General features: G+C 68.0%; 7 protein-coding genes. 2 read left to right on the top strand and 5 right to left on the bottom strand.

Going from position 1 to position 7,814, the window contains the following annotated elements; all coding sequences use genetic code 11:
* Positions 1-775, bottom strand: a 775-nt coding sequence (locus WAW17_RS13855; RefSeq protein ID WP_422333533.1) for a protein kinase domain-containing protein, incomplete at its 3' end; no start/stop codon positions are given.
* Between the two features lie 108 nt (positions 776-883).
* Between WAW17_RS13855 and WAW17_RS13850 the strand changes: the two genes are divergently transcribed.
* Positions 884-1,252 carry an Rv2175c family DNA-binding protein gene (locus tag WAW17_RS13850; RefSeq protein WP_422333532.1) on the top strand — a complete coding sequence of 123 codons (369 nt, stop codon included), beginning with the start codon at positions 884-886 and terminating at the stop codon, positions 1,250-1,252.
* A gap of 22 nt (positions 1,253-1,274) precedes the next feature.
* Here the strand turns inward: WAW17_RS13850 and WAW17_RS13845 are convergent, their stop codons facing one another.
* The 4 genes from WAW17_RS13845 to WAW17_RS13830 all read right to left on the bottom strand — a co-directional run bounded on the left by WAW17_RS13845 (position 1,275) and on the right by WAW17_RS13830 (position 6,635).
* The gene (locus tag WAW17_RS13845) at positions 1,275-2,216 is read right to left on the bottom strand and encodes a phytoene/squalene synthase family protein (RefSeq protein WP_422333531.1); all 942 of its coding nucleotides are present in this window, start codon (positions 2,214-2,216) and stop codon (positions 1,275-1,277) included.
* The gene (locus WAW17_RS13840) at positions 2,213-3,850 is read right to left on the bottom strand and encodes an alpha-(1->6)-mannopyranosyltransferase A (protein WP_422333530.1); all 1,638 of its coding nucleotides are present in this window, start codon (positions 3,848-3,850) and stop codon (positions 2,213-2,215) included. The genes WAW17_RS13845 and WAW17_RS13840 overlap by 4 nt, the downstream gene beginning before the upstream one ends.
* An 89-nt stretch (positions 3,851-3,939) precedes the next feature.
* Complete coding sequence (crtI, locus tag WAW17_RS13835) at positions 3,940-5,529, bottom strand: phytoene desaturase family protein (protein WP_422333529.1); 1,590 nt, start codon at positions 5,527-5,529, stop codon at positions 3,940-3,942.
* Between the two features lie 8 nt (positions 5,530-5,537).
* Entirely contained in the window at positions 5,538-6,635 is a 1,098-nt protein-coding gene (locus tag WAW17_RS13830; protein ID WP_422333534.1) for a polyprenyl synthetase family protein, read from the bottom strand.
* Positions 6,636-6,783: 148 nt separating this feature from the next.
* On the opposite strand from WAW17_RS13830, the gene metF reads away from it, so the two are divergent.
* Positions 6,784-7,791 (top strand): methylenetetrahydrofolate reductase [NAD(P)H], encoded by a 1,008-nt coding sequence (gene metF, locus WAW17_RS13825; RefSeq protein ID WP_422333528.1) that lies wholly within the window; start codon positions 6,784-6,786, stop codon positions 7,789-7,791.
* Positions 7,792-7,814 lie beyond the last annotated feature (23 nt).

Raw genomic sequence — 7,814 nt, 5'->3', positions numbered from 1 at the left:
GCTCCCGGTTGGTGGCCTCGGCCACGAGCTCGTCGAACTCGACCGGCACCCCGCCGATGAACGAACCGGGCCGCGGGACGTCCTGGTTGATCCGCTGGTAAGCGACGGACAGCGAGGTATCCCCGGTGAAAGGGGTCCGCCCGGTGAGGAGCTCGAACATCATGATGCCGGTGGAGTACACGTCGCTGCGGGTATCCGCCACACCGGAGGTGACCTGCTCGGGAGACAGGTAGGCGGCTGTGCCCAGAATCACGCTGTTGGACGTGGTGGTCGCGGCAGCGGCAGCGCGAACCAGTCCGAAGTCGGCGATCTTCACCTCGCCACCATCGGAGATCAGGATGTTCTCGGGCTTGATGTCGCGGTGGACGAGTCCGGCGCGGTGCGCGACGGCGAGGGCGTCGAGCACCGGGCCGACGACGGCAGCGACGGCGTGCGGCGGCATGGGTCCCCGCTCACGGAGCAGTTCCCGCAGCGTGCCGCCGTTGACCAGTTCCATGACGAGGAACGCGTGATCGCGGTCGTGCCCCTGGTCGTAGACCGCGACGAGCGACGGGTGTGCGAGCCGGGCCACCGAACGTGCCTCGAACTCGAAGCGGGCGACGAAAGCGGGATCCGAGGCGAACTGGGGATCCATCACCTTGATGGCCACCGGACGGTCGAGACGTGTATCGAGCCCCCGATACACGGTGGACATGCCACCGCGCGCGATCATGGCATCCACCCGATAGCGCCGGTCGAGCAGTTCGCCGATCAAACGTTGACCTCCATCGTGCATGTTTCCGACCCCCGGTAGGCGTGTAGCCCAGCCACAGCGCCCCTCAATCGTAGCCAGCGACACCGACCGGTAGAACCGCCCGCGAATCGACCCGATAACGTTAGGGGAGTGAGTGCCATCCCTTACAGTGAAGACGTCCTGGACCCTTCCGTCTCGCTCCTCCAGTTGGCGGACGTGGCGAAGAATCTCGGTGTCGCCGTTACCCGCGTACAGCAGCTTCTGCGGGACCATCAGTTGATCGCGGTCAAGCGTGACCGCGTGCCCGGTATTCCCGAACTGTTCTTCGACGACGAGGGGCAGCCGCTCAAATGGCTGCCCGGACTCGTCGCCGTCCTCCACGACGGCAACTTCAGCAACGAGGAAATCCTTCGCTGGCTGTTCACGGAGGACGATTCTCTGCCGGGTACTCCCGTGGAGGCGCTCCACGGCGACCTGGCCCGCGAGGTCATCCGTCGCGCTCAGGCAAAGGGTTTCTGACCCGTCCCGGGTTCCGGACCGCTCAACCCGTCCGGTTCGGGCGTGCCGGGAGCGCAAGCCTCGCGAACTGGGGGAGTGCCACCGCCAGACGTGTTCGTTTCGGCACGGTCGCCCGGCTTTCCAGCACCCGGTAGCCGCTCTCCTCGATCTCGTCGAGAATGCGCGAATACAGGATGTAGGCGGTCCGAATGCCGGGCTGTACCCGTCGGTCGAGCATCTCGATGCCCGGTTCCGCCTGCCGGTACACCGACCGGGTGACCGCGACGAGGTGGGCGAGCGCCCGGACGATCCTCGGGTCCCGGGTGCCCCTCCGGCGACAGTGTCGCAGTAGTTCGCTGTCGACCCCGAACGCGGCGAGATCGTCGGCCGGTAGGTAGACCCGGCCTCGATCGAGATCCTCACCGACGTCTCGGAGGAAATTGGTGAGCTGAAACGCCTCGCCGAGGGCCGCGGCATGGGCCCGCGCCGCGGAAGCGGGGCGGACGGTGCCCAGGACCGGCAGCAATTGGAGTCCGATCACCACCGCAGACCCGTACATGTACTCACGCAGTTCGTCCATCGAGCCGTATCGGGCGCGGTAGTTTTCCGTGCCCGGAATGTCCATCCGCATCGAGTCGAGGAACGCGAAGAAATACTCGTGCGGGATGTCGAACCGCGACACCGTGTCGAGGAACGCGGGCAGAACCAGACGCAACTCGGGGACGCCCGAAACCGCGGGTCGGCCGGCAAATCCGGCCCTTATCAGCGACTCGATTTCCTCGAGTGCGGCAGTCCGTTGCCCGGCCGATCGGTGTTCGTCCACGTCCACGTCGACGATGTCGTCCACGGTCCGGGCGAACGCGTACAGCGCATGCACTGCGGCGCGGCGCGGGGCGGGGAGCAATCGAGTGGCGAGGTGATAGGTACGCCCGTGCTGCGCGGTGACGGCACCGCAGTACCGATACGCGCCCGTCAGGTCTGTCACGCGGACCGATCGGCCGCTGACGGTCCAGCACCCGCCAATGTCGATTCCGGGAGGATCTCGGGTGCTCTCGGTGCACGAAGTCGCAATGGATCCACCGACTGCAGGGACACCGCCGCGACGACGGCAGCAAAGGTGGCCGCCACCACGTGCGGGAACGTATACAGGCCGATCGACCCGTCGGGCTGGAAGACCAGCATGAGCCAGGTGGAGAGGCCTGTGAGGATCATCAGCGTCCGAACCGACAGCGCGAAACCGGCGGCGACGGCGATAGGCCAGGAGTAGTACCAGGGCAGCGCGGCCGGGGAGAGGATCACGATGGCGACGAGGACGACGAGGATTCCGAGGATCGCGTCCCGCTCGGTCTTGCGAAAGCGCCACCACACGGCCAGGACGACGGCGACGAGGGCCGCCGCGCAGATCGGCCGGGTGATCGCCAGAACCTCGCCCAATCGCAGATCCGCGAACCACGACGTCCCGACGGTCACCCCGTGAGCCAGGACGGTGGGCAGCGACAGCCAGTTGATGATCTTGTTGGAACCGGACAGAGCCGTCATCCAGCCGAGGCCCACGCCGGCCACGGCGGAAGCGGCGGCGAAGACGGCGACGAACATCGCGAAGCCCGCGCCGGCGGTCTTCGCGAACAGCGTCAGCGGCGAGGCCGGCCGTCGACCCTCGGCCTCCGCCCGCTCCTTTTCGTGCACCATCCAGATCCACACCATGAACGGAAGCGCGGCACCGGCCGTGGCCTTCACCGCCACGGCGACGGCCACCAGCGCGATCCCCGCGAGGTGGCGGCGTTCGAGGACGAGCGCGATACCGGCCGTCATCAGCCCGACCATCAGCAGTTCGTTGTGTACGCCACCGACGAGATGAACCAGGACGAGTGGATTGAGGACGGCGAGCCACAGAGCCACGGCCGGGTTGCCCCCGAGGTGACGGGCGAGGTGCGGGACGGCCCACATCATCAGGGCCAGGCCGGGCAGCATCGTCACCCGCAGGAGCATGGTGCCCGCGATGACGTTGTCGCCGGTCAGTGAGGTGATTCCCTGCGAGAGGAGCAGGAACAGCGGACCGTACGGGGCGGTGGTGGTGGTCCAGACGTTGCTCACGTTGTCGAGGAGGATGCCCGGGTTGACCACCGGTCCCACCGCGTACGGGTCGAATCCGTCACGCAGCAGGGCGCCCTGTGCCAGGTAGGAATAGGCGTCGCGGCTGAACATGGGCACCGCGAGCAGAAGCGGCGCCGTCCACAGGGGCACGATCATCCGCAGTTGCCGCAGGCTCACCCGGCCGCCCAGCGTGGCACGGCCCAGCCGGACCCATGCGGCGATCATGGCAACCACGCCGACCCAGACGATGACGGTGGACAGGATCTGGCCGTGTCCGAACCGCAGCCACGACAGGTGCATCGCCTCGAGGAGGGGATCCCGGCGCCGCACGCTACCCGCGCCGAACCCGCCGAATGTGATCATCACCGCGCCGGCGAACCCGAGGATCGCCGCATGTCCCTCAGGGCTGCGCAGGAAGTCGGCCAGCGTCCGGACCAAGGTGCGCTGGGGCCACGAGGGGTCCGGCCTGGTGTGCGGCGGCGTCACCGGCGCTGTGACGCTGGATTGCCGGGCAGAGGACGTCATGAGTGCAGATTCCTCCCCCGAGGCGAGTTGGGTGGTGATCGGTGCACTCGTCGTCGAGTGCACCCCATGGTCGGACTGAGTTTAATTGCTCACGTGGCCACTGTGCGCAACGCCTCGCCCGGCACCGCCCCGGAGGTACCCGTGATGCGGGCCGCCGCGAGTTTTCCGGACAGCAGAACGGTGGGTACCCCGACCCCCGGAATCGTGCCGGAACCTGCGAGAACAACGTTGTCGACCCCCTTGACCAGGTTGGGGCGGCGAAACGGCCCGGTCTGCCGGAAGATGTGTGCCGCGGCGAAAGGGCTTCCTGCGGTCATCCCTTTCGCGAGCCAGGTGGCCGGGGTATCGACATGGTCCACCACGAAACCATCGGTGATGCCTCGGTAGCCGCGAGCCTCCAGTACCCGCAGAAGTTCGCGTACGTACGGTCCGGTCAGCGACGGCCAGTCGAAGGGTGCGCTGTCGAGGTTGGGGCAGGGTGCGAGCACCGACAACGGTTCGCTCTCGCGGCCGGAGCGTCGGACGAGAAGTCCTGGATCGGACAGCGCCGGCCGGGTGAGCAGGAGCGACGGGTCCGTCATCAACTGTCCCCGCCCGGCTCGAGCGGTGATCTGAGCGAAAGTGGCCTTCCAGGCGTCGCCGAAGTCGATGGTGTGGTGGTGGCGTGCCGACCACCCCGACGTCACCGCGGTCGGTACCGTTCCGTGCACGACTACTGCGGACGGCGACACACGAGCGCGCCGCGGACGCCGCCGGGTCACGGGACGGAGTAAATCGTCGACCACACCGCTGTCGGGTGTGAGAACCAACGCGTCGCAGTCGAACGAGCCGTTCGTCGCGGTGTGCACAGCGTGGACCCTGCTGCCGGTCTTCTCGATCCGAACCACCTCGGTGTCCAGGTGGAGTTCTCCGCCGGCCGAGGTGAAGGCGTCTGCGAGTGCGAGCGCGATCGACCGCATGCCACCCTCGGGGAAGTAGACACCGAGCGAGGTGTCCATATGTGCAATCGCCCCGTATACAGCGAGCGCCTTCGATGGGGCCACGCCCACGTACAGCGCCTGGAACGTGAAGATGCGGCGCAACCGGGGGTCGGTGATCGTCCGGTTCACCCGGGACCCCAGCCGGCCGAAGCCGCCCAGCGCGGTGAGTTTCGCCAGGTCGGTGGCCGCGGCCCGGGACGACACGAGATCGAGTGGCGAGTCGAAGTTCGAGGCCATGAACCGGTCGTACTCGGCGTCGAAGATCCGGCCCAGCCAGCGCCGCAATCTCAGGTAGCGGGCTGCCTCGTCGCTGCCGCACACCCGCGTGATCTGGGCGACCATGGCGTCCGGGTCCGTGTGGACGTCGAGCGACGAACCGTCTGCGAACCGGGCGTGATAGGCGGGGTCGAGGCGTCTCAGCACGAGGGCGGGGCTCGTCGCGTCGAAGTCCGAGCCGACGGCGGCCAGTGCGTCGCGGACGAGTTCGGGCATGGTGAGCACCGTTGCCCCGTTGTCGATGGCATACCCGTCGAGCTTGTACGTGCCCACTCTGCCGCCGGGTGTCGATTCCCGTTCGAGGACGGTGACCCGCTTCCCCGCGCCCCTGAGGTGGAGAGCAGCAGAAAGCCCTGCGAGACCCGCCCCGACGACCACGATGTGGTCGGAGCGCCCGGATATTGTCCGCGGTGTGCGAGACATCGGCTATCTCAGTAACTGCGCCGCGTGGCGGCGATCGCCATGTCGGTCAGTTGTTGTTTCGCCGAGGCGGTCGCGGAGCAGGCCGCCAGCGTGGCGTTTGCCGTTTCGACGAGCGCCACGATCCGTTCCTCCACGTCGGTGACCGCCCCCAGGGAGGTGATCGTCTTCCGGAGGACGTCGACGTCCTCGTCGGACAGGTCGGTACCGATGCTCCGGCGCAGGAGCGCGGCAGCAGCGGGATCGGCGGCATCGGCGCGCTGAAGCGCCATGGCGAACAGGGCGGTGCGTTTGCCCGCGCGCAGATCGTCGCCGGACGGTTTGCCCGTCACCGACGGATCCCCGAACACCCCGAGCAAGTCGTCGCGCAGCTGGAACGCGATGCCGATGTCCGTGCCGAAACCGCGGTAGGCCGAGACGAGGGCCTCGTCGGCGCCGGCGAGGGCCGCACCGAGATGGAGGGGGCGCTCGATCGTGTACGCCGCGGTCTTGTACCGGTTGACCCGCATTGCCGCATCGATCGACTCGTCACCGCGCGCCTCGTTGCTGATGTCGAGGAACTGGCCGCCGAGCACCTCGGTGCGCATCGCGGACCACACGGGCGACATGCGTGCCGCGGCGTCCGATCCGATGCCCGACTCACGAACCATGTCGTCGGCCCACGCCAACGCGAGATCCCCCAGCAGAATCGCGACGGCCTCGCCGAAGTGCTCGGAATCGCCGCTCCACCTGCCGGTGCGATGCCGGGACTCGAACTCGACGTGGACTGTGGGGAAGCCACGTCTCGTGGTGGAGGCGTCGATGATGTCGTCGTGCACCAGCGCGCAGGCCTGCACCAGTTCCAACGCGGAGCAGGCTCGAAGAACGGCGCGCGCATCGGGGCCGTCCTCGTCGCCCCCTGCGCCGAGCCAGCCGGTCCACGCGAAAGCGGGCCGCACCCGCTTCCCGCCGCGGAGCACGAAACTCTCGAGTGTGGTGACGGCGTCGCGGTATCCCCCGCCGACGGCCTCGACCAGATCCGTCCGGCTCGTGAAGAACTCTCGAAGTGCGTTCTCGACCCGAGCCGCAAGTGCGGTGGGGCGGGTTCCGACAGACAGGGTGGCCTCCAGGATCGAAGTCTGGCGTGCGCACCGGGAGCGGCGACAGGCCTCGTCACCACCATAGTGGGCGACTGTCGGCCGGGCTGCGTACCGGGCTTTGTCACGGTCCGGCAGATGCAGTGGACGAAACTACCGGGCAGTTACCTATGCTTGACGGGTGACTTTCGATTCCGTCAGGGGGCGGGCCAGTGAGGGATGGGTGACCAACACCCCGTCCGTCGTCGACCGTCTACGGAGCTCCCGCGACGGCCGTATCCCGTTCTCCGTCGAGTTCTCTCCGCCTCGCGACGAGGCTGCCGAGGCTCGTTTGTGGCGTGCCGTCCGGGAGTTCGAGCGTCTGGGCCCCGCCTTCGTGTCCATGACGTACGGCGCGGGAGGCTCGACCCGCGATCGCACCGTACGCGTCACCGGTCAGATCGCGGAGGAAACCACGCTGCTGCCGGTGGCGCACCTGACGGCGGTCTCCCACAGCGTCGACGAACTGCGCTCCATGGTGGGCGCCTACGCGGACCGGGGAATCAGCAACATCCTGGTCCTGCGCGGCGATCCGCCCGGGGACCCGCTGGGTGAATGGAGGAAGCATCCCGAGGGCGTCGAGTACGCCGAGGAACTCGTCCGGCTCGTGCGTGACCTCGGCGACTTCCACGTCGGTGTCGCGTCGTTCCCCGAGGGCCACTACCGGGCACCGGACCTCGCTCACGACACCCGGTACCTGGTGGCAAAGCTGCGTGCGGGTGCGGAGTACTCGATCACCCAGATGTTCTTCGACGTCGAGGACTACCTGCGGCTTCGTGACCGGGTCGCCGCCTACGACGCGGAGCAGGGCGCGAAGCCGATCATTCCCGAGATCATGCCCATCACCTCGCTGCGGTCGGTGCGCCGCATGCTCGAACTCTCCGGGTCGGAGCTGCCCGCGGAACTCGAACGGAGGCTGTCCTCCGCTGCCGGCGACGGCCCGGAGGAGAACCGCGCGGCCGTGCGAGAGATCGGCATCGATCTGGCCACCGAGATGAGTGAGCGGCTCATTGCCGAGGGCGCGCCGGGACTGCACTTCATCACCCTGAACTTCGCCCGGGCGACCAGCGAGGTGCTGGCGCGGCTGGGAGACAAGGTGGGGTCGCGAGTGCCGGATCCGGCCCGCGCAGCTCCGGCGTCGGTCAGCTGAGGGACCGGCCCTTCCACCCGACC

The sequence above is a fragment of the Rhodococcus sp. (in: high G+C Gram-positive bacteria) genome (assembly GCF_049286785.1).
Classification (GTDB): Bacteria; Actinomycetota; Actinomycetes; order Mycobacteriales; family Mycobacteriaceae; genus Rhodococcus_F.
Note: the sequence above shows the minus strand (reverse complement) of the source record. Positions and strands in the feature narration are given on the sequence as shown.

What these genes read in the sequence shown, in the direction of transcription:
- WAW17_RS13840 (WP_422333530.1), bottom strand. Translation starts at nt 3,850, where the DNA reads ATGACGTCCTCTGCCCGGCAATCCAGCGTCACAGCGCCGGTGACGCCG.
- crtI (WP_422333529.1), bottom strand. Translation starts at nt 5,529, where the DNA reads ATGTCTCGCACACCGCGGACAATATCCGGGCGCTCCGACCACATCGTG.